16 protein-coding genes are annotated in these 21452 nt (G+C 35.6%); 7 read left to right on the forward strand and 9 right to left on the reverse strand.

From position 1 onward, the window contains the following. Positions 1-328: 328 nt before the first annotated feature. The gene (locus tag GOQ17_RS12045; RefSeq protein WP_159637674.1) at positions 329-1234 is read right to left on the reverse strand and encodes a DUF8457 domain-containing protein; all 906 of its coding nucleotides are present in this window, start codon (positions 1232-1234) and stop codon (positions 329-331) included. A gap of 197 nt (positions 1235-1431) precedes the next feature. Between GOQ17_RS12045 and GOQ17_RS12050 the strand changes: the two genes are divergently transcribed. After that, positions 1432-2016 (forward strand): thymidine kinase, encoded by a 585-nt coding sequence (locus GOQ17_RS12050; RefSeq protein ID WP_159637675.1) that lies wholly within the window; start codon positions 1432-1434, stop codon positions 2014-2016. A 34-nt stretch (positions 2017-2050) separates the two neighbouring features. On the opposite strand, the gene GOQ17_RS12055 is transcribed toward GOQ17_RS12050, so the two are convergent. Continuing rightward, positions 2051-2557: a glutathione peroxidase gene (locus GOQ17_RS12055; protein WP_159637677.1), complete on the reverse strand. Its 507-nt coding sequence runs from the start codon at positions 2555-2557 to the stop codon at positions 2051-2053. An 11-nt stretch (positions 2558-2568) separates the two neighbouring features. Next, positions 2569-3435: an N-acetylglucosamine kinase gene (locus tag GOQ17_RS12060; RefSeq protein ID WP_159637678.1), complete on the reverse strand. Its 867-nt coding sequence runs from the start codon at positions 3433-3435 to the stop codon at positions 2569-2571. A 144-nt stretch (positions 3436-3579) separates the two neighbouring features. On the opposite strand from GOQ17_RS12060, the gene GOQ17_RS12065 reads away from it, so the two are divergent. Further along, positions 3580-5322 carry a M61 family metallopeptidase gene (locus GOQ17_RS12065; RefSeq protein WP_159637679.1) on the forward strand — a complete coding sequence of 581 codons (1743 nt, stop codon included), beginning with the start codon at positions 3580-3582 and terminating at the stop codon, positions 5320-5322. Between the two features lie 47 nt (positions 5323-5369). On the opposite strand, the gene GOQ17_RS12070 is transcribed toward GOQ17_RS12065, so the two are convergent. Further along, positions 5370-5876: a hypothetical protein gene (locus GOQ17_RS12070; protein ID WP_159637680.1), complete on the reverse strand. Its 507-nt coding sequence runs from the start codon at positions 5874-5876 to the stop codon at positions 5370-5372. Positions 5877-6061: 185 nt separating this feature from the next. On the opposite strand from GOQ17_RS12070, the gene GOQ17_RS12075 reads away from it, so the two are divergent. From GOQ17_RS12075 to GOQ17_RS12085, 3 genes are read left to right on the forward strand one after another with little or no spacing between them, the layout of a single operon-like run. Then, positions 6062-7822: an AMP-dependent synthetase/ligase gene (locus GOQ17_RS12075; protein WP_159637681.1), complete on the forward strand. Its 1761-nt coding sequence runs from the start codon at positions 6062-6064 to the stop codon at positions 7820-7822. Beyond that, positions 7794-8843: a YihY/virulence factor BrkB family protein gene (locus tag GOQ17_RS12080; RefSeq protein ID WP_236537140.1), complete on the forward strand. Its 1050-nt coding sequence runs from the start codon at positions 7794-7796 to the stop codon at positions 8841-8843. The genes GOQ17_RS12075 and GOQ17_RS12080 overlap by 29 nt, the downstream gene beginning before the upstream one ends. Further along, positions 8843-9697: a DMT family transporter gene (locus GOQ17_RS12085; protein WP_201288611.1), complete on the forward strand. Its 855-nt coding sequence runs from the start codon at positions 8843-8845 to the stop codon at positions 9695-9697. The genes GOQ17_RS12080 and GOQ17_RS12085 overlap by 1 nt, the downstream gene beginning before the upstream one ends. A gap of 59 nt (positions 9698-9756) precedes the next feature. Here the strand turns inward: GOQ17_RS12085 and GOQ17_RS12090 are convergent, their stop codons facing one another. From GOQ17_RS12090 to GOQ17_RS12110, 5 genes are all read right to left on the reverse strand, one after another. Then, entirely contained in the window at positions 9757-12468 is a 2712-nt protein-coding gene (locus GOQ17_RS12090; RefSeq protein WP_159637682.1) for an alpha-2-macroglobulin family protein, read from the reverse strand. Positions 12469-12552: 84 nt separating this feature from the next. After that, entirely contained in the window at positions 12553-14037 is a 1485-nt protein-coding gene (gene cls, locus GOQ17_RS12095; RefSeq protein WP_159637683.1) for a cardiolipin synthase, read from the reverse strand. A gap of 72 nt (positions 14038-14109) precedes the next feature. Continuing rightward, positions 14110-15477, reverse strand: coding sequence for a dihydrolipoamide acetyltransferase family protein (locus GOQ17_RS12100; protein WP_159637684.1), 1368 nt, complete (start codon positions 15475-15477; stop codon positions 14110-14112). 101 nt (positions 15478-15578) lie between these two features. Further along, a complete protein-coding gene (locus GOQ17_RS12105) occupies positions 15579-16823 on the reverse strand; it encodes a competence/damage-inducible protein A (RefSeq protein WP_159637685.1) in 1245 nt (414 codons plus the stop codon). Between the two features lie 23 nt (positions 16824-16846). Then, positions 16847-19453, reverse strand: coding sequence for a putative LPS assembly protein LptD (locus GOQ17_RS12110; RefSeq protein WP_159637772.1), 2607 nt, complete (start codon positions 19451-19453; stop codon positions 16847-16849). Between the two features lie 218 nt (positions 19454-19671). On the opposite strand from GOQ17_RS12110, the gene GOQ17_RS12115 reads away from it, so the two are divergent. Both GOQ17_RS12115 and GOQ17_RS12120 read left to right on the forward strand, forming a co-directional pair. Beyond that, a complete protein-coding gene (locus tag GOQ17_RS12115; RefSeq protein WP_159637686.1) occupies positions 19672-20496 on the forward strand; it encodes an N-acetylmuramoyl-L-alanine amidase family protein in 825 nt (274 codons plus the stop codon). A 38-nt stretch (positions 20497-20534) separates the two neighbouring features. After that, on the forward strand, positions 20535-21401 hold the full coding sequence (locus GOQ17_RS12120; protein ID WP_159637687.1) for an N-acetylmuramoyl-L-alanine amidase family protein: 867 nt from the start codon (positions 20535-20537) through the stop codon (positions 21399-21401). Positions 21402-21452: the final 51 nt, after the last annotated feature.

Below are 21452 nucleotides of genomic sequence, written 5' to 3' on the forward strand. Positions count from 1 at the left end.
TTCCACAAGTCTGTGAGATCTCCCCAGGTAAGAACGATAACTTTCCTCTCATGTGTCTGCTACATTTACCTTGATGCTTCTGTACAGTATAGGACTTTAGTTTGTGTTGCAACCTCATCCAGCATCGTAGGCCTTATATGTAGTTTCTGTCCGTCAGACCGAGAGTTTGCCTGTGGCTTCCTTCAGATTCCACCTCACGGTGGACACCCTTGCCTTCGGCTAACACTTCCAACTGTAATGGCGTGTTCGGGACTTGCACCCTAGAGTTATCGCCCATGCCGGGCGCACAACAAAAAACCTGTAAGAGAGATCTTACAGGTTTTTCAATTTAAACATTAAATTTTCTCTGAAGGAGATTATAAAATTTCTCTACCGTTTGAGACTTTTCCGCCCAACCGTTTTTCACTGCATAATTAGACTGCAAAAATGCATCTGCTTCAGCAAAAGAGTCAAATCTATTTAACAATTCTATTGCTTCACTATAAGCAAGACTATAACCATTAAATAAATCTTTAATATATAACAACTTATCATTCAAACTTACTGCAGTTTTTAAGTCTAATGCTTTTTCCTTAGCAGGTGAAGTTTGAAATTGTTGCGTTACATTGACTCCAGCTTGCTTTTGCTGTTTGATAAGTTCGTTAATAGACAAAGGACGTGTCGGAGCATCTTCTACCGCTTGTACTATAGTAGGGGATGTCGGTGTATTTACATTATTCAATACGGGTATCTCCACTTCTTTCGCGGGTACAGTAACAGGAATTATGACTTCTTCTTCCTCTTCTTCTAATACAGGTGCAGATTCTACAACTTGATCAACTTCATCAACAGATTCGATAGGATCTTCCTCTTTAGGAACAATAGGTGCAACCTCATCTATATTAAAGGCAAATTCTTCTTGCTTTATCTCGTCTTTTACTTCTTCTACTATTGGAAGTTCTTCCTGAATCTCTTTAAATACTTCCTGCGTATCATCAACAGATTTTCTAACTTCAGTAGGTGGAGTGAAAATTGTTCTATTTGAAGTATCTTTCGGAGTATCAGCAGATTTTGAAACATGTGCGTGTGCTTTCAATGCTTCAAAATGCTTTGCTAACGATGCCAAATTTGCTTCTAATAAAGTAACATCGACAACATCGATTTCAACTGATCTTTTAATTTCGTTATATTGAGATTGAATATCTAAGAATAGATAATCGATTTTTGACAACAACTGACCTTTTGTTTTTCCCATGGATACGTGTGTTATTTAAACCTTAAGTTTTATTTTGAACAAGTGGAAAACAAAATTGTCTGATAATGACATGCTTTTGGTTTCAACTTCCATTTTATACTTCAAAAATAAGATATAATTTCGATATTCGTAGCGTCAAACGTAGGTAGTTTTGTATTTAATCAAGAATAAATACTTCTTCCTTTATATCAAAAAATATGCTTTTTTCAGAACATTATTTCAGTCAGAGAGATAGACAAGTGGGTAGTATTGAGGTGATTTGCGGTTCCATGTTTTCTGGTAAGACAGAAGAACTTATTCGCCGTATGAAAAGAGCACAATTTGCTAAGTTGCCCGTTGAAATATTCAAACCTGCCATCGATATTCGTTATGCAGAGAAAGAAGTGGTGTCACATGACAGCAACAGTATCCCATCAACTCCCGTAGAACATTCCTCAGCTATCTTATTATTAGGAGGAGATGCCAAAGTAATTGGAATTGATGAAGCACAATTTTTTGATGATGAACTCCCAAACGTTTGTATACAACTGGCGAATCGTGGAGTACGAGTAATTGTTGCAGGATTAGATATGGATTATCAAGGAAGACCTTTTGGTACTATGCCCAACATCATGGCAATAGCTGAAGATGTTTATAAAGTGCATGCAGTATGCGTCAAATGCGGCGCTCCCGCAAACTATTCATTCAGAATTACAGAAGATGAAAGTGTTGTGCTACTCGGGGAAAAAGAAAGCTACGAGCCACGTTGTAGACATTGTTACTATATTAATAACGATATATAACAAGAAAGACTTCGAAATTCGAAGTCTTTCTTGTTTATAATTGCCCCACAATCATCGGATCCAAAGGTGTAACTTTGGAACGGTAACGGTGAATTAATTTCCCTTTTTCATTAATTAAAAATTTCTCAAAATTCCAATTGATATCTCCTGTGAAATCAGGGTTAGGCTGAGCTGTCAAATATTTGAACAAAGGATGAATATTTTCACCTTTGACATCTATTTTCTCAGCTATCAGGAATGTAACTCCATAGTTTTCTTCACAAAAAGTAGCGATATCTTCATTACTTCCAGGCTCTTGATTTCCGAAATTATTAGTCGGAAAACCTATAATAACTAGATTTTTGCCATACTTTTTATGCAATTCTTCTAAGTCTTTATATTGCTTTGTAAATCCACATTTGGATGCAGTATTAACTAATAATAATTTCTTGCCTTTATACTGAGACAATTTCACTTCCTTACCATCGATTGATTTGAATGAGAAATCATGAACCGAAGATGGCGGAAAAATGAAGTTTAAGATCATTAAGAATGTTATCATTTGATTGTGATTTAAAAGGAAAAATTATTTGATGTTTCGCGCTCGATTACATAATCGAACAAATCGTAAATAGGACTTGCAAGAATTTTGCCAACTTTAACGCCATGCATTTGACATACTTGACGGATATTCATATCAAAAGTATAAGCTACTCTACCCACAAAATTTACTGTATATTCCCAATAATTGGGGTATGTCATAATATTAGTTCTTACGAACTCATCAAACCCCTCAGATAATAACTTATCTATATAAGGATGTGTACGATGCTCGGACATAAAAGGAATGAAAGATGCTAAATATGAATTTGGTCTTTCCTTTTGGTATACATTCCTTATCACATTATCTTTCGTGAGCCGGTATTTCTCCGAAAAGGCCTTCGCAATATCGCGAGGCATTGTACCATATAAAAAATTAGTAATCAATTTTTTTCCAAACCAAGCACCTGATCCCTCGTCACCGAGAATATATCCAATACCATGATGACTTGGTAACAAAATCTCTCCATCGTAAAAACTAATATCAGAACCTGTTCCTAGTGTAGCAATTAACCCCTTAGTGTCTTTTAATGTAGCATAAGCAGCTCCCAACAAATCAGATTCTACAGAAATAAAAGCATTTGGAAAAAGTGTAGTCAGCGCATTGGAAACAATCTCCCTTCTATCTGGAGTAATACTGCCTGCTCCGAAAAAATACACCTCTTTAATTTCTTCTGAATAAGGGATAATCTCAGGAACATCCTTCATCACCTTTTCAATCTCCTTTTCACTCACGAAAAAAGGATTCAATCCTTTCGTTTTAAAAAATAAAGGTTTGCTGTCAGGTAGATTTAACATCCAATCCGAACTTGACGAACCACTATCCGCAACTAGTATCATTATTCGTGTTTAGTTTAACTTTACTCTCCCAAATATAACAAATCCAAGTAGAGTTTTAGCGATTCAAAATTGTATTATTATTAATATTTTGAACTCCACACCAATAATTCTACCTTTGGTTAAATTCTCAAAAGCACTTAACGCATGGCTAAATCTATACATTTTGAATTATCTTTTTCTGAACCGCAGGCGCATTATGTAGATGTGCTGATGATTGTCCAAGGATTTGAAAACGAAGAATACATAGACATCAAAATGCCTGTATGGGCACCTGGCTCATATCTTGTAAGAGAATATTCTAAAAATGTAGAACGACTAACTGCTAAGGACAACTTAGGGTCTTCTATTAAAACGCAAAAAATCAGCAAAAATACCTGGCGTGTATTCCATCCAAGTGAAAATCTAACAATTAGTTATTCGGTATATGGTTTTGAAATATCTGTACGTACTTCATTCATTGATGATTCACGTGCTTATTTGAGTCCAGTAGGCACTTTTATGTATGTGGAGAAACATCTTGATTTAGAAGCTACTGTAAAAATTCATTTATACGAAACTTGGAATAAAGTTTCTACTGGATTACAAAAGGTATCTGTTGATAATATTTTCCACGCTCCTAATTTTGACATTCTATTTGATTCCCCTATTGAAATTGGCAATCAAGATACTTGGTCATTCGATGTGGACGGAATATTACACGAATGTGCGATGGTAGGTGAAGCAGATTACAATAAAGATCAATTAACGGAAGATATTACTAAGATTGTAAGAGAAGAAAATAAAATCTGGGGAACGAATCCAAATGATTATTACCTAATCGTCACACACAATTATCAGAATGGTAGCGGAGGTCTCGAACATTTGAATTCGACTATACTAGCGGCTTCACGCTTTAGCTATTCACAACCAACCTCGTATAAAAACTACTTAAGTCTAGTGGCGCACGAATACTTTCACTTGTGGCACGTGAAACGTCTTCGTCCGAATGAATTAGGGCCATTTGATTATGAGAATGAAAATTATACTACTGGTCTGTGGATTATAGAAGGATTCACGTCCTATTATGATAATTTAATTATTCGTCGCTGCGGTTTTTACGATGAGATTGAGTATTTACAAAAATTAGCAGTAGATTTTAATACCGTGTATAATCGTCCTGGATATTTGTTGCAAAGTGCTGCTGCATCAAGCTTTGATACTTGGATCAAACAGTATCGTCCTGACGAAAACTCTCATAATGTAGCAATTTCTTATTACAACAAAGGCGCAATGCACGCAGTAGCACTGGATCTTAAAATAATTGCAAGTACAGCAGGTAAAAAGCGTCTTGATGATATATTGAAAGCGGCTTATGAACATTTTTATCTTATCCAAAATAGAGGTTTTGAAGAAGATGAGTTTCTAGCTTTAGCAGAAGAGGTAACTGGAGTAGCATTAGGTGATATATTTGCAGCTGCCTATACAGCAGAAGATATTGATTACAACAAATATTTCAATCTTGTAGGTTATGAATTAATTGACAATGCCGAAGATCAAGATCACCAAAGTTTAGGAATAAAAATTGGAAGCAATGAAGGGCACACAATTATTAAAAATGTTGATCGCGATTCTGCAGCTTGGAGAGCAGGACTAAATGTAGGTGACGAATTGATTGCTATTAATGGGCATCGCATTGAGATTAACGGAAGAGTATTTGACTATTTCTTATCAAAAAGCAAAGAAAATGATATTGTAAACATTCTCATATCTAGAGATGGTTTGATACGCGAGATATCAGTTACATTAATACCATCAAATAAAAAATCGTTTAGTATTCAGCGATTAGCTACCGCTACTGCAGAACAGCGTCGCTTAGGTGATATTTGGTTATCCTTAAATTCGATATAAAATAATAGTGGCTTTTCTAATCAGAAAAGCCACTATTATTTTTCTACTTAAAACTTATATCGAATAGAAAAACCTATTGGATCAAACAAACGAATGGTTGATTCTTGTACGAAATCAAAATAAGGTTTAACATCCAAAGATATAGCGATAGGTGCAGTAGGTAAACTATATTCCACTCCTACTATACCATCAATACTTAAAGAAAGCTCTGAATTTTTTGGGATATGTACGCCCTCATTATTTGTGTAACCTTTATACGTATAATTCCCAAGACTTCCTCCGAAACCATAATACCAACTAAAGTTGTTCAACGGTAATTCTTTATGATACTCGTATAATCCAACTAATCTAAATGTGCTTGAGGAAGAATTACTACGTACACTCAAAATACCTTCAAGTGCTCTATCTTCTGCTAATGTATAGCGGTAATTTAATCCTGAAGCTGAACCGAAACGCAACCCTACTGCATGTTCGCTGGTTAATTGAGCAGAAGCATCTTTTCCAAGAAAAATTGCTGCCGCAATCAAAAAAATATTACGTATTGCTTTTTGCATAGATAATTGAAATTTGATAAGTTCCAAAAATAAGATAATTTAAATGTTATCACTAATAAAATTCGTTAACGTGTGTTAATTACTAATTTTTACTAAATTTTACTTTCATTCTTGATATTTTATCTTTAAATTTATTATGCCAACATAGTTTTATAATAACCACTTATAAATAAAAATCGTACACCATGAGTAAACCAACACGATTATTTGATTATTTAAAGAGTAATATTGATACAGCAGGCCGTAACCTTAAACTTGCAAAAAGAGAAAACGGTGGCTGGAAAACCTATGACAAAAACGAGGTGATCCAAATAGTAGACAGTATTAGTAAGGGTCTTGTTGCAAAAGGTATCAAAAAGGGTGATAAAGTTGCCTTAATGTCTGGAAATAGACCTGAATGGAACTTCGTAGATTTCGCTTGTAATCAACTAGGGGTAGCAATAGTGCCTCTTTATCCTACGCTCTCACCCCAAGATTTATCCTATATAGTCAAGGATGCAGAAGCAAAAATGCTCTTTGTAAGTAATCAAGAACTGGTGTTTAAAGTAGAAAAAGCAGTAGCAGAAAACAATCTAGAATTAGAAATCTACACATTGGATGAAGTTCCAAATCAGCGGCATTACAGCGAATTAATTGAATATGGAAAGCAGCAAGACACAGATTTAAAGCCTTATAATGACGCTGTACAACCTGATGATTTACTGACACTGATTTATACATCTGGCACTACTGGCAAACCCAAAGGCGTCTATCTAACGCATGAAAATATAATGAGTAACGTAGGTGCTTGCGTACCCCTATTGACGGATGAAATTAAAAAGGCTTTAAGTTTTCTACCATTATGTCACATATTCGAACGAATGGTGGTATACATGTATATCTCCAAAGGGGTAAATATTTATTACGCAGAGAATCTGGATAATATAGTCGTAGATATCAATGATGTAAAACCAGATGTGTTCACTACTGTACCGCGCGTATTAGAAAAAGTATATGATAAAGTAATAGAAAAAGGTAAAGCCCTAACAGGAATTAAAAAATCTTTATTTTTCTGGGCAGTGGAGTTAGGTCATCAATATCAAGAGCCAAAAGTCAACGGAGCATGGTATAACTTTAAGTTAGCTATCGCACGAAAACTCATATTTTCGAAATGGCAACAAGCACTCGGTGGTAATATCAAGTTTATTATTTCAGGGGGAGCGGCATTACAACAACGCTTGGCACGTGTTTTTTGGGCAGCCGACATTAAAGTTTTAGAAGGTTATGGCTTGACGGAAACCTCTCCAGTAATCGCTGTAAACTCATGGGATCCAGACGATGTGAAATTTGGTAGTGTTGGTCGAGTTTTAAAAAATTTAGACGTCAAAATAGCAGAGGATGGAGAAATTTTGGTAAAAGGACCTTCTATTACGGTAGGTTATTATAAAAACGAGGAAGCTACAAAAGAAACAATAGATTCTGACGGCTATTTGCACACGGGTGATATTGGAGAATTAACAGCAGATGGCTTCCTAAAAATTACTGACCGTAAAAAAGAAATTTTCAAAACTGCTGGAGGCAAATACATTGCACCACAAGTGATGGAAAACAAATTGATGGAATCTGTGTTGATAGGACAGGTAATGATTGTAGGAGAGAATAAAAAATTTCCGTCAGCGTTAATCGTTCCAGCGTTCGAAGAGCTGGAAAAATATTGCAAGATAAAGGGAATATCTTTTGATTCACGTGAATCGTTATTAAAAAACCCTCAAATTCTCGAGAAATATCAACAGGAGATTGATAAAGCCAATGAAAACTTTGGTCACTGGGAAATGGTTAAAAAATTTGTATTATTGCCTAAGGAATGGACAATTGACAATGGCGAATTGACTCCAAAACTATCATTGAAAAGAAAGATTATTCTTCAAAAGCATGAAGATGAAATCAACAAACTATATGCAGAATAAAGAAGAACACAATACTATAAATGAAAAAGAGCCTTTTATCCAAAAGATAAAAGGCTTTGGCAAATTATTAATAAACAGCGGAAATGGATTCGCCGAAGACAATTGCATGAAGCTTAGCGCCTCGCTGGCCTACTATACTGTTTTCTCTATCGGACCGCTTATTATTATTTTGATTTGGGCATTGGGTTTTTTTTACGGCAGTCAACTAGAAGGTCCAGACGGTGCGCAGCATAAAGTTATTACAGAATTGAATGATATCTTTGGCCCCGAAATAACGAAACTTTTAGATAATGCCATCAAGCAGATTTCGTTAGAGAATAAGTCTAGTTTTGGATTATTTATTGGTATTATCACTTTAGTGATAACCTCGACAACAATCTTTGTGGATATTCAAAATTCTATTAATTTAATTTGGAAAGTAAAAGCTAAACCAAAAAAAGGCTGGTTAAAATTGATTATCAATAGATTGATATCCTTCTCTATGATTTTGGGATTGAGTTTTTTATTAATGGCTTCCTTATTAATAAGCAGTGTAATTGGTATAATCACCAAAAACCTCGAAGTATTGCTGGATCGATTCAATATAGAACATTTTAATATAGAATTTTGGAGTTGGGTGAATAGTGGTGTTACCTTTGTGGTTATCGCCTCGCTTTTTGGGTTTATTTTTGCTTTTCTGCCAGATGCAAAAGTTCGCTTTAAAGACATATTGGGCGGTTCGATATTTACAACTATCCTCTTTATGATTGGTAAATACGGTATATCCTTATACCTTTCTTACAATGCTACTGCGACTGCTTATGGTGCAGCTGGTTCCATTATCATCCTATTGGGATTTGTTTATTACTCCGCTGCCATTCTCTATTTTGGCGCAGAATTCACTAAAGAATACGCCATAAAATACGGAAGAGGTATTACACCTGCTTCCTACGCTGTACTTGTCAAACAAACAGAATTGGAAATTGATCCTGATACAGGGAAACGCGAACTTGTTAAAAAACACAACGAACCTGTTCAATAGTGAAAGATCAGAGTGTAAAATATATGTTGTTGGCGGGATTTTTCTTCGCCATCATGAATGTCTGTGTCAAATTCGTATCTCATCTTCCCACCTTAGAAGTGGTTTTATTTCGAAGCATCTTTAGCTTTGTCGTGACCTATTATTATTTAAGGAAGAATAATATTCCACCATTGGGTAATAATATTCCGGTACTCACAATGCGCGGTATAGCTGGATGCTTGGGCTTAATCGGTTCGTTCTATACACTACAACATATACCATTAGCATCAGCAGTAACTATTAATTACCTATCTCCCTTTTTCACAGCGATTTTGGGGATATTTATTGTAAAGCAAAAAGTTCGCCCTATTCAATTCTTGTACTTCGCACTCTCAATTGCTGGAGTGTTTATGTTGAAAGGATTTGATTTTCGAATTTCAACGTTGGACGTAACAATAGGTCTAGGAGCTGCACTATTTGCAGGACTAGCCTATAATATGATTTCAAAAAGTAAAGGCAGCGAACATCCTTTAGTGGTAATCTTCTATTTTCCGCTATTAACAATTCCTGTTGTAGGAATCCTAAGTATTTTTGATTGGAAAAATCCAGTTGGAATCGATTGGCTCTACCTTTTACTGATTGGTATTTGTACACAAATAGCACAATACTACATGACATTATCCTATCAAACAGCTAACCTTGCAAAAGTAGCGAGCTTGAATTATTTAGGTGTTATATATGCTTTGGGATTTGGTTACATCTTTTTCCATGAAACCTTTAATACTATGAGTCTAATAGCTATACTCGTGATTTTGTTAGGAGTATTTCTTAACTTATTTGACCAAAAATTATTTAAGCGACTACACAATGATTAAACGAAGAAGAGTCAATTTGATTGATTGACTCTTCTTCGTTTTAGTTATAAACTTTATACCTAGTTCACATTATAATAATAAACCGTACGACCTAATCGACCAGTGCTATCCATACCCTCTACTACGACTTTGTACTTACCATTTCCGTCTGCATTGTAGAAATCTAATGTAGCCTTACCATTATCATCTAGCTCAACAGTAGGATTCCAATAAACGGTAGTTCTATAATCATTTGTAGCTTTTTGCGCATCTGTTTCGTATTTCGGAGCATAGAATTTACGCTCTTTTATATATCCTAAAGGAAACAAATCAATTACATTGGTTTTTGGTAGCATAGCCTCAATCTGTGCCAAAGTCATACGAGGACCTTTAGGCTTTTCTTTTTTCGTAATGATAGACACTACACCATCGTTTTGGTATAGGTTTCTTACTGTCCCTAAATCATCACGTGTAAAAATCTCTACGGCTTCTATTTCTGACGGACTAATTGAATTCAACGTATTTTCGTCAATTGGCATACCGTTCAAAAAGATCTGTACAGGAACACGGCTACCTTGATTATAACTTCTAGTCAAATAATATTTCAAGGTATTAGAATCGTAAGTAATTCCTGTCAACATTGTATTCAAACACATCGTCAATACATTACACCCATTGAATCGATCGCCCTCAATACGATGATCCGCCATGGAAAGTCCCGTTAATGATGAAAATTCTTTACTTGTACGTTGTACTCTACGGTCTGCCGTTACAGTCACTTCATCGATTAAGATAGATGTTCTAAATTCATTTTTACTATTTGCCAAATAATTAGACATTTCTTTATCAATATTCAATACATCATTTGCTTTATATGGGTTATTTTCGTCAACGGAAGGAAAAAATGATTGATCCATATTAATGACAATATTGCGGTAATTGTCATTACTACGCGCATTGATTATTACTTTTACCGAGTCAGGAAAGTTCAAATTTTCAAAAGCGAATCGCCCATTATTATCTGTGTACGTATCTTTGCGATATCCTCTAGAAGGTATAGAAAGCAACAATCCACCATTAGCGACTGTCTTACCTGTATTCAAACGCAATGTACCTGTTAAATTGATGCCTTGCTCTGGTAAAAATTCAGCACTAATTTTTGGATATTTTTCTGCGATTAAATCATCATACGAAAATCTTCTGAATCCTTGTGTCAATAATAAAGCATCTAGAGCTTCTTTACGATTGGCTACTGACTCATCAAAGTAATAATTCGGTTTCTCAATAAAACCTGTCAAATCCGAAGTCAACAATAGATTACTAAGAATTGTGTTCTCTTGGTGATCGTCGAATGGAGTTTTGGCTTCATCGATTACAGAGATGGAAAGATTAGTTGCAGATTTGTCCGATGTTATATTTACAATATCCAAGATGACTTTATCTTTCTTCTTATAAGCTGATTTGTCCGTCTTAACTTGAATAGCAAGATTTTCTGCGAAATCATGGAATACTAAACGCTCGCTAATAGCTTTGCCTGAAGCAGTCATTAATGTAAATTGCATCAAGCCATTAGGCATTTCTTTTGCAGGAACGCTGATTACAGTGCTTGGATTTTTGATGGTTACTTGCGCCCCATAAATTAAATGACCATTCATTTGTCCAAAAATATAATACGGATGATCTTGTATTTTACTCAAATACGTATCACTTGTAACTATTTCGAGTTGTACTGCATCGGCTGACGAATTCTTTAATGTTACATTAATCCCGTCAGACTTTACCGTGGGCAAATCATATGTACGCTCTTGTCCATTAATTGTGACTATAGCTTTGTATGCCTCGTTTGCTGCTGGCACAAAATTGGTGTACCCCATACCTAAACCCAAATCTTCGAATTCAACTACAGTTGACTTTTTTGCATTTATAATTTTTCCTTTTACACGGACACTTTTCCCGTGAGAATCAATTGCTTTAAATGCGATTTTCTTATCTACACCAGCCAACAATTCTCCACCTTCGGGGAAAAATTGAACATCATAATCTGCTAAGGCATTTTTTAAAGGGAAATCCCCCACCATCGCTGATTCGCCGTCAATCTTGACGATTAATCTCCCCTTCTTAAAAAGTTCTTTTTCCTTAGCAGAAAAAGAAATCGTTGCGCGACCTAGGTCATCAGTTTCACCTTTGCCTTTATCGAATGGGTCCCAACCATCTATGGTTTCCCAAGTGAGTTTCTTACGAGCCAATAAACCGCCGTTACTATCTCTAAATTGAATGGTTGCTTTAGTTTTATTTCCATCTGTGGCATAAGTAATCTCAGACCCTAGCTTTTTATTAATAGCATCTCCAACTGTAATGATCTTATTGAATAAATAATTTACATCAAAATTCATCATCCATTTAGTATAAGCTCTAAAACGGTAATTATCTTGTTTTATGACCTGTGGGTCGAGTACATAAAATCCTTCACCACCATTGTTTTTCAATGGAATACGCAATGTTTGAATCAATGAATCTCTTCCATTAATAATATCTACATAAGCAATTTTACTTGGATCGTATTCCAATTGATTGGTGTAAAGGTATGTCTTAAACCATAGGGTATCACCAACTGCATAATACGGCTTATCAAAATGAAGGTGTACCTTTTCTACAGGATATACACCTAAATATTTTTGTACACGCTCCACAACTGTATTTATTGGAATTCGAGGTAGTTCTTGTGCACGAAGGGAGTTGATTTGAATAATTAATAAAAAGAATACGGAAAATATAAGGTTTATCTTTTTCATCTATACAATGTATTTAGCTAAAAATACAAATTTTAAAATTCTTTAGGACATAATAGATGCTATTCTGTGTTATTTTAACAATTTTTATAAAAGAGGTGCCATCAGACGACATACTGAATCGGCTGCTCTTTTCCAACGCGGTCTAGATTTCCAAGCCCGAATAGTGAGTAAATCAGCATCTTGCTTATCTATTTCAAATTGTTGCGAAAGCTGCTTTGCAAAAGTGTGATCCGACACCACCGCAGCGATTTCATAATTAATATAGAAACTTCGAATATCGAGATTGACAGTACCAACAAAAGATAGTTTATCATCAATTACTGCCGTCTTAGCGTGCAAAAACCCTTTATTATATAGGTATACTCTCACACCACGTTCTAATAAAGGTTTTAGAAAAGAAAAAGAAGCATGTTGCACAAAGAATGAATCAGAAGTACTCGGCACCATGAGTTCTACTTGTACACCGGATGAAGCAGCAATTATTAATGCACGCTCCAATTCTTCACTAGGAATGTAATAAGGTGTGCAAAGTTGAATTTTTGTACTAGCCTCTCCTATTGCGATTAACAAAGCCTCCATATTAAATGGGCCAATAGAAGCTGGATCACTAGACACAAAACCAACACCCGCCAAACCCTTTACTTCACTATTATCTTGTAAGGCTTGCAAATAGCCATCTTCCAAATAAAAAGATTCTCCATCCGTTTGATTCCATGAATTCCAAAACGAAATCTGCAATAGATTAATGGCTAGACCACGCACACGGAGTGAGGTATCACGCCAATACATTTTGGGCGGAGAATCGTCAGAATTTATATACTTATCAGAAATATTAATTCCTCCAACATACCCTACACGTCCATCAATAACACAAACTTTGCGGTGATTTCGGTAATTTGAATTGGCAAGAGAGGTGAATGTTACGGGTAAAAAAGGGTGAAAATCAATTTTAGTTTTTTTCTTTCTACGCATATACTTCACCAAATCGGGAGAACCAAAACTGTCAACAATTAACCTAACCTTTATACCCTCATTTGCCTTTTGTTCAAGAATATTTAAAACTTGTCCTCCAATTTTATCCAATTCAAATATATAATATTCCATGTGAATGGAATGTTTAGCTTCTTCCAAATCCGATAGCAGATATTTGAATTTCTCCTCTCCATTTAGCAATAGTTGTACATCATTATTTAGTGTTGGTGAAGACAAACGTTCTTTTTTCATTAGGCGGAAAACCTTAGAAAGATCTCCAATGTCTTCGTGAATATCTTGTATAAATGATTCTATGATAGGATCTAGCTCTTTCCATTTCTTTTCCAAACGAATTGCTTGCTGCTTATTCAAGCGCTTTATTTTTTTGACTTTCACGAATTTTTGTCCAAAAAAATAATAAAGAAGCATTCCTACAACAGGTAGAAATACGATAACTAATATCCATGCTACAGTTTTAGTAGGATTTCTGTTTTCAATTAGTATGGCGCTTATTATACCGGCGTACAATAGCAATAGCGGTATCCAATACCAATTAATAGCAAATTCGATAAAAGGTTTTAACTGTTCTACTTGCATCAGTAATAGACTCTATTCTGTATGCTAAATATACTATATAAAACTAAAGCCTACAAAATGTAGGCTTTAGTTTTATATAATCCGCTCTTTATCCCAATTTTCAAGATAATCGCCTACTCGTCTAAGGAAAGTACCGCCTAATGCGCCATCTATTACACGATGATCGTAAGACATCGTCAAATACATCATATGACGAATAGCAATTACATCGCCATCTTCGGTTTCGATAACAGCAGGCTTTTTAGTAATCGACCCCACAGCTAGTATGGCTGCTTGAGGCTGATTAATGATTGGCATTCCAAAAATATTTCCAAAAGCACCAATATTTGTAAAAGTGAAAGTTCCACCTTGCGTATCATCTGGTTTCAACTGATTAGCACGTGCACGATTTGCTAAATCATTGACAGCCTTGCTCAATCCTACCAAACTCAATTGATCAGCATCTTTAATAACTGGCACAATCAGATTACCAGATGGTAGCGCTGCTGCCATACCTATATTAATATGTTTACGCTTAATAATTTTATAACCATCAACCGATACATTGATCATTGGAAAATCTTTTAATGCTTTGCTAATAGCTTCAATGATCAAAGGTGTAAAAGTAATATTTTCGCCCTCACGCTTTTTATAAGCATCCTTAACCTTATTACGCCACTTCACCAAGTTAGTAACATCTGCCTCTACCACCGAAAATACGTGTGGCGAAGTATGAATACTTTGCACCATATGATCTGCTATAAGACGGCGCATACGATCCATTTCAATGATTTCGTCACCGTTCATACTTTTTACGACTTGAACAGCAGGTGTTTGAATTGGAGCTGATTTGCGCGTTGAAACTGGCTCAGCATTCAAGCTTGATGAAAAAGACGCTTCTGTTGAGTTACTATTGGAAGTTCCAGCACGGGAAGCAATAAAGTCCAATACATCTTGTTTGGTTACGCGTCCTTCCGAACCTGAACCTACAATATTATCTAACTCGAATTGTGAAACATTTTCCTGCTGCGCAATACTACGTACCAAAGGTGAGTAGAATCTTCCCTCAGAATGTTGTATGGGAGATATTTCTTCTACAGAATCCAACTGTTCTATACCCGGAATTGCCAATTCCTCCTTAATATAAGTTTCAGCTTTTTGCTGATCTACTATTATGTCACGTTCTTGTGCAGTATTTGATGATTCATTCTGTTCACCGCCATCTACTTCAATAAGAGCAATTGCATCTCCCACTTGTGCTACAGTTCCTTGTTCGAAAAGAAATTCTTTCAACACTCCATCAACTGGTGAAGGTACTTCAGAATCCACCTTATCTGTAGCAATCTCTGCAATAGTATCATCTTCTTTAACCACATCACCAATGGATTTCACCCACTTTGTGATTGTTGCTTCCGATACACTCTCACCCATTTTAGGAAGAATCAACTTAAATATTGCCATACTGATTTTGTGTTTTATGTTACTAAATTAAATAATTAGGAATAGAATCCCTAAAAACAAAATATAATATTTTATATCCTCTCTTTAACAATAGAATATTTCTAAATGCTCTTGTCATCTACATACATATTCCAAAGCATGGCATAGGCTTGAGCAACTGTTCTTTCAATGTTGATTAAACGATCATTATGAAAATGAAAAAGTTTTATTTTTGTTTGGTACTTTCCAGTTACCGCAATCCAAACCGTCCCCACAGGTTTCTCAGGAGTGCCTCCTCCTGGACCTGCAATACCACTGGTTGCAATAGCATAGTCCGCACCTGCCAATTTTTTTACACCTTCTGCCATCTCGATCACTGTTTGCTCACTCACGGCTCCATGAATCATTAATGTAGATTCTTGAACACCTAACAAATTTTGTTTGATGCTATTATGATATGCGACAATTCCACAATCAAACATAGCACTTGCTCCCGAAATGGCCGTAATTCCTGCTGCAATACTCCCACCTGTACAACTTTCAGCGGTAGCAAATTTTAAATTGTCCGCACTAAAAGCTTCTACAATTGCTTGTTCGATAGTTACATCCTTTGTGGAAACTACATGCTCTTTCAATCGCTCTACTAATTGTGCATGATAATAATCAATGCTTATTTGGGAGCCGCCAATTTGAGTTAGTCGCAATCTAACTAATCCCACTTTAGGTAAATAGGCTAATTTAATATTATTAGGCAATGATTCTTCAATATCGACTATTTTTGCAGCTAAGAAAGATTCGCCCAGTCCTATCGTAATGATGTGTCGGTGTTCAATTGTTGATGATGAGACACGTGATGCTATTAAAGGTAACACCCGGTTTGTTATCAAAAATTTCATCTCAAATGGCACCCCTGGTAAGAAAACATAAAGTTTACCGTCTTTCTCTACTAACATTCCTGGTGCAGTTCCGACATCATTGAACAGCACCTGACACCCCTCTAATACATCGGCTTGTGCCTGATTCACCTCTGGCATTACTTTATCAGGAGCGAAGCGTGCAAATAATTTTTTTACATGTGCTAAAACCTCCGCATTCCGAACCAATTTTTTTCCGAAATAATTGGCTATAGTTTGTTTTGTGATATCGTCCTTTGTTGGCCCTAAGCCTCCTGTCACGATAATCAATTTTGCTCTACTAGAAGCTTGATTGAGCGCATTAAATATTGCTTCGGCAGTATCCGAAATTGATGTAATTTGATTAACTCGAATATTCATTAAATTCAATTGCTGTCCTATCCACGCGGAATTAGAATCAACAATCTGACCCAATAAAATCTCATCACCTATAGTTATAATTTCTGCGTTCATAACGCATAGTTAGCAAAAATATTCTAATATGAATAATGACTATTACGTTTTGTCAATTTCAGATCCTGTAGGATTGAGGCTTTAGCACGTATGGTAATATTATAAGATTGGTATCTACCAAATGGAACCCAGCCCACCGACATATCCCAACAATGCAAATCACGATAAATAGAAAAGTTGGTCATGGCTACTTCCTTTTGACGGATGTCATATCCAGAATTAAACTGAATCTTCCACTTTGGGGTTACATTAATATCACCGTGTAAATTAATTGTCGCTGTATAATCACTACGCTCCCGTCTTTGCTCCGTATCAAATCGCTTGAAATACTGCAAACTAAACGATCCTGCCAAATTCCAAGGAATATTAAAATCCACAAATGCATTCGGATCTCTACTTACCCTTGCCAAAGCTTCTGATTGCTCTTTGGTCATATTTGGCATTTGGTTACGCATGGAGTCAATATTATTATTTCGACTTTTGTTTGCGTCTGGATTGAAACTATAATCAAACGATAAACCGAAATTTGTTAACCGTGCTAAACTACCATCTTGTACAGCAAACTTGTCTATGCGTTGCCCTTGATTATCCAATTGATAAGGATCCAAAGTACCGTTGAAATTCAAATTAATTTTTTCATTGAATAAACTGGTTCTTCCAGAAAAAGAGATCGTAGAAAGCTTCAAAGAGTCAGCGGCAAAATTATAGTTACCACTAAAGGTCAATCCTTGCAGAATTGGAATTTTCTTAAAAGCACCTTTTCCAGTTTCAGTTGAATCGCCTTTGTTTCTAACTTTTGCTTCAATATTATTATCCACAGAAAATCCTATACCCATTGATTCACCCGCAGAAGGTCCACCAAACATTGCTCCTTCGAAAATAGAATATTTCCCTAATCGTCCATCTTGGTTTACCCATTCCCTATAAAATCCATATTTCGGATCTCCGAAATCTGGTCTATAATTGAAATTTATAGAGGGTGTTATGACGTGTCGTATAGCTTCTATTTTACCAATTTTCGGGTACATTCCATATACTTTCGTAGACAGACCACTCGACATAGAATAATCATACGCACGACGAAATCCTCCAACAGTATCCTTTACATTAATATATCCATTGATTTCATTCGCTCTATAGTTACGAATTGTTTGTAGATACCAGCGTTCTGTATAATTCACTGATGTATTAAATTGGAAATATTTGAATGCATTCAAACTCAAACTTACAGGGATATTGTGCTGAAAACCATTTGTAAATTGTTGCAACGTCTGCTTACTAAAAAAAGTAGAATCTCCAGTTGACAACGAATTACGACCTTGCAAACTATAGCCCACTGTGATGCGTTGATACCATTTTTGTTCTCCTACACGATCTTTAGAGTCAAATGGATTGAATGTAGAGACGTTAAGTGAAAATTGTGGCAACTCTAAATCTACCTTACCAGTTGACATATCTTGCCTATGTGTGGCACTTGAAGTAAAATTTACTTTACCATCTGCAAACACTTTTCCATAACTAATAGATGATGACATGTTATTACGTGTCAACTCTTGATAATTGTATGTACTTCCCGCTCCAGAATTTTGAAAATATGACGATGTACCAAAGTTTACAGAAGCTGAGAATGAAGTTCCTGGATTAGCTTCTTGACGTTGCGTATGGTTCCAAGTTACGTTAAAATCCTTCGCTCTTTTATAATTATCAGACCCTTCAACTCCAGTAGGTGTCGAAGCGAAACGTATGTTAAAACCACCGCTATATTTATAATTAACTAAATAGTTTGTACGAATAGATGACTCCCATGCTCCTTTTGAATAAAAAGATCCGCGTAATTCAGAATCCCAATAATCATTAAAAGTCAAATACCAACCAAAATCACGTAGTCCGAATCCACGCGTAACATCATCACCGAATGAAGGAAATAAAAATCCAGATTGCTTTTTGTTTGTTTTAGGAAAAAAACCAAAGGGAACCGTTAAAAATTTGAAGGGGATCCCTTGAACAACCAAATGAGGCCATTCGGCAATTACTTGCTTTGATGTTATTAAACCTTTTGGAATTGCAATTCCGAAATGGGTATGCGGAAAAGGTAAGTCACATGTGCTATACATCGCGTGTTGAATGGACATTTCGTCGTAAATATTCTTACGCAAAACACGGGCTTGAATATATCCACCATCTTCTTCAGTCATAATCCCAAAAGTTTTTCCTTCTTGCGATTTGTAGTTATATAGTAGAGAATCTACCGCCTTGGGTGTTTCATTGGGAAAGAGTACAACTGGACGACCTACATATTTTCCTGTATGATCCGTCACACCACTTGCATAAAGCATATTGGTATTACGATCTAAACGTATGTAATCTGCCGAAAGTTCAAATTCTTGATATTTTACTTTTGCACCACTATAAAGATGTATTATATTTTTGCTGACTTCATTCCATGAAGAATCATTTGCAACAATTGTAACGACAGTCTCTAAACCGCTATCACTTTTCATGACAACAGTATCTTTACCATTGGTTAATTTTAAATGATTATTAGCCGTATCTGTAGGAAGAGATGTCGTATCTTGCAAAGTGATATTTGAAGACTGCGTACGGATAGTCTGCGAAAATCCCTCTCCCATTCCCGACACCAGGAAAACTAAAACATATAAAAAACTCGTTAGCGTCTTCAAATTTGAAAATTCTTATATTAAATTTAGCGCAAAAATAAACTATTAAGGACAAAAATAGTCAAAAAACAGCTAGATAAACATGTTATTTTTTTGAATAAAATATTATACTTTATCTTTGTTGTTCAACAGTTTTTGAATCATCACACAAAAATGTCAAAAAAATAAAAATGAAATTTATAAATAGTGTTAAATATATTAGTTTCTACGTCTTAGCTCTTGCTCTTGTTTTAACAACTTCATCCTTCCATGTTGTATCTAATACTGAAATTGATCCTCCAAAAAAAGTATTTACAGTCGTACTTGACCCTGGTCATGGGGGCGCGGCATTAGGTGCAGTGGGACGTCGTTCAAAAGAAAAAGACATTGTTCTGGAAGTTTCTTTAAAATTAAAGAAAGAGCTAGAAGATAAATTAAATATAAATGTGTTGCTGACCCGTACTACAGATGTAGATGTTGCGTTTCGCACGCGCTCTGAAATAGCAAATAAAAATCATGCTGATTTATTTATTTCGATTCACGCGAACTCTGCCAATACTACACGTAGAAAAAATCCACAAGTAACGGGCACAGAAACTTTAGTACTAGGTTTTCACCGAATGAATGAACAAGATGTTGCTATTCGTGAGAATGCGGATATGTTATTAGAAGAAAATTACGAAGAGAATAATGCGGATTTAATTGGTTTTGATCCAAAAGATCCATCCTCTTATATTGTATTCAAAGTGATGAAGCGCCAATATCGAGACCGCAGCATCCGTTTAGCATCTTTGATGCAACATGAATATGCGACATCCAATAGACCGAACAGAGGAGTAAAAGAACAAGGCTTGGCGGTTTTAGCGCGTGCTAGTATGCCGGCAGTATTGACAGAAATTGGTTTTATTTCTAGTCCATCCGAAGAAAATTATATGCTTTCGGAAGAAGGACAAACTGAAATAGTTAAAAATCTTTTCGATGCTATCAAAAATTACAAAGCGGCAGTAGAAAGATAATGAACTAAAGTCAAATTTGGTTGTTTTAAAAAGCTAATATGGTCAAAAATAAAAAAGTTAAGAGTATTATTTGTTCTGTTAAGAATCTTGCAATTGCGCTTGGTCTATTTACATTAATCGGTAGTTTTAATATTCCTTCTATAGATTATTCCTTGGATAATGACAATCCCAAACCTAACGGAAAAATAATTGTATTGGACGCTGGACACGGAGGTAGAGATCCTGGTGCAGTAGGCAAACTTTCACGTGAAAAAGATATTGCGCTAGCAATAACACTCAAACTAGGCAAAAAACTAGAAGCAGAGATTCCTGGTACAAAAGTAATTTATACGCGCAAAACAGATATATATCCTAATCTATACGAACGACCTGCACTAGCAAATAAACATCATGCTGATTTATTTGTATCCATTCACCTCAATGCCGGCGGTACCACCACACGACGTGTGAAAAATAAAAAAGGTCAATGGGTAACACAAAAAGTTTCGAATTCAAGTGCAATAGGTACAGAGACATTTGTCTTGGGATATAGCAATATGGCAAATCAGGATGTTGCCATCCGTGAGAATGCTTCAATCCTTTTGGAAGAAAATCATGAACAAAATTATGGTGGATTTGATCCCAAAGACCCATCTTCATATATCGTATTTAAAGTGTTAAAAAGAAAATACCGAGATCAAAGTATTCGTTTGGCGAAATTGATGCAAGAAGAATATGTGAAAGCTGGAAGAGGTGATAGAGGTATTAAAGAAGGACCTTTTGCTGTATTGAAAACTGCAGGTATGCCAGCTGTATTGACGGAAGTCGGTTTTATAAGCAATACGGAAGAAGAAAAATATCTAATGTCAGAAAAAGGACAAGAAGCTATTGTGAATAGTTTGTTCAATGCAATTAAAAAGTTCTAATTATTCGTATATCTAAACATTTTTTATCTTTATGATGTTATTAGTATATTC

Source organism: Sphingobacterium composti (genome assembly GCF_009829075.1).
Lineage (GTDB): Bacteria > Bacteroidota > Bacteroidia > Sphingobacteriales > Sphingobacteriaceae > Sphingobacterium > Sphingobacterium composti.

Coding starts and splice junctions, on each gene's coding strand:
- GOQ17_RS12075 (WP_159637681.1), top strand. CDS start 6,062: ATGAGTAAACCAACACGATTATTTGATTATTTAAAGAGTAATATTGAT.
- GOQ17_RS12120 (WP_159637687.1), top strand. CDS start 20,535: ATGGTCAAAAATAAAAAAGTTAAGAGTATTATTTGTTCTGTTAAGAAT.
- GOQ17_RS12105 (WP_159637685.1), bottom strand. CDS start 16,823: ATGAACGCAGAAATTATAACTATAGGTGATGAGATTTTATTGGGTCAG.
- GOQ17_RS12065 (WP_159637679.1), top strand. CDS start 3,580: ATGGCTAAATCTATACATTTTGAATTATCTTTTTCTGAACCGCAGGCG.
- GOQ17_RS12060 (WP_159637678.1), bottom strand. CDS start 3,435: ATGATACTAGTTGCGGATAGTGGTTCGTCAAGTTCGGATTGGATGTTA.
- GOQ17_RS12050 (WP_159637675.1), top strand. CDS start 1,432: ATGCTTTTTTCAGAACATTATTTCAGTCAGAGAGATAGACAAGTGGGT.
- GOQ17_RS12080 (WP_236537140.1), top strand. CDS start 7,794: ATGAAATCAACAAACTATATGCAGAATAAAGAAGAACACAATACTATA.
- cls (WP_159637683.1), bottom strand. CDS start 14,037: ATGCAAGTAGAACAGTTAAAACCTTTTATCGAATTTGCTATTAATTGG.
- GOQ17_RS12070 (WP_159637680.1), bottom strand. CDS start 5,876: ATGCAAAAAGCAATACGTAATATTTTTTTGATTGCGGCAGCAATTTTT.
- GOQ17_RS12055 (WP_159637677.1), bottom strand. CDS start 2,557: ATGATAACATTCTTAATGATCTTAAACTTCATTTTTCCGCCATCTTCG.
- GOQ17_RS12115 (WP_159637686.1), top strand. CDS start 19,672: ATGAAATTTATAAATAGTGTTAAATATATTAGTTTCTACGTCTTAGCT.
- GOQ17_RS12100 (WP_159637684.1), bottom strand. CDS start 15,477: ATGGCAATATTTAAGTTGATTCTTCCTAAAATGGGTGAGAGTGTATCG.
- GOQ17_RS12045 (WP_159637674.1), bottom strand. CDS start 1,234: ATGGGAAAAACAAAAGGTCAGTTGTTGTCAAAAATCGATTATCTATTC.
- GOQ17_RS12110 (WP_159637772.1), bottom strand. CDS start 19,453: ATGGGAGAGGGATTTTCGCAGACTATCCGTACGCAGTCTTCAAATATC.
- GOQ17_RS12090 (WP_159637682.1), bottom strand. CDS start 12,468: ATGAAAAAGATAAACCTTATATTTTCCGTATTCTTTTTATTAATTATT.